Origin of the sequence: Rathayibacter sp. AY1B7 (assembly GCF_002932735.1) — a bacterium.
In the GTDB taxonomy this organism is placed as follows: Bacteria; Actinomycetota; Actinomycetes; order Actinomycetales; family Microbacteriaceae; genus Rathayibacter.
The window spans coordinates 1-1,002 of record NZ_PSWK01000067.1 but is presented as its reverse complement, the minus strand read 5'-3'; the positions used below and the strand labels follow the sequence as shown (position 1 = coordinate 1,002).

Genomic DNA, 1,002 nt, shown 5'->3' with positions numbered 1-1,002 from the left:
GGTGGCCATCGTGAATGGTGTCCGGCGGTGTCCTACTCTCCCACAGGGTCCCCCCTGCAGTACCATCGGCGCTGAGAGTCTTAGCTTCCGGGTTCGGAATGTGACCGGGCGTTTCCCTCTCGCTATGGCCGCCGTAACCCTGGCGACACACGCACCCGAGGGCACATGGTCAAATCTGGGTTACACGCCGTGCGTGTATTCAATTGTTCCGCTCCTCCCGAAGGAGGATGCGGGGTGCCCGTCTTCTGGGAACCACAAAGTGGACGCAAGCAATCTCTGACCACTCCTACCAGCCTTTACAACGGTATGAGTGTAGTGATTATCAAGTTATCGGCTTATTAGTACCGGTCAGCTCCGACAGTCTTTAGTCCTGTCTTCCACATCCGGCCTATCAACCCAGTCGTCTGGCTGGGAGCCTCTCCCCCGAAGGGATGGAAATCTCATCTCGAAGCCGGCTTCCCGCTTAGATGCTTTCAGCGGTTATCCGTTCCGAACGTAGCTAATCAGCGGTGCTCCTGGCGGAACAACTGACACACCAGAGGTTCGTCCATCCCGGTCCTCTCGTACTAGGGATAGATCTTCTCAAATTTCCTGCGCGCGCAGCGGATAGGGACCGAACTGTCTCACGACGTTCTAAACCCAGCTCGCGTACCGCTTTAATGGGCGAACAGCCCAACCCTTGGGACCTACTCCAGCCCCAGGATGCGACGAGCCGACATCGAGGTGCCAAACCATGCCGTCGATATGGACTCTTGGGCAAGATCAGCCTGTTATCCCCGAGGTACCTTTTATCCGTTGAGCGACAGCGCTTCCACAAGCCACTGCCGGATCACTAGTCCCGACTTTCGTCCCTGCTCGACTTGTCAGTCTCACAGTCAAGCTCCCTTGTGCACTTACACTCGCCACCTGATTGCCAACCAGGTTGAGGGAACCTTTGGGCGCCTCCGTTACTCTTTGGGAGGCAACCGCCCCAGTTAAACTACCCATCAGGCACTGTCCCTG

2 rRNA genes are annotated in these 1,002 nt (G+C 57.0%); both read right to left on the bottom strand.

What is annotated here, in order from left to right:
• Positions 1-19: 19 nt before the first annotated feature.
• Positions 20-136: ribosomal RNA gene (gene rrf / locus C5C95_RS17045) — 5S ribosomal RNA — on the bottom strand.
• A gap of 182 nt (positions 137-318) precedes the next feature.
• Positions 319-1,002, bottom strand: a 23S ribosomal RNA gene (locus tag C5C95_RS17040); the annotation flags it as partial.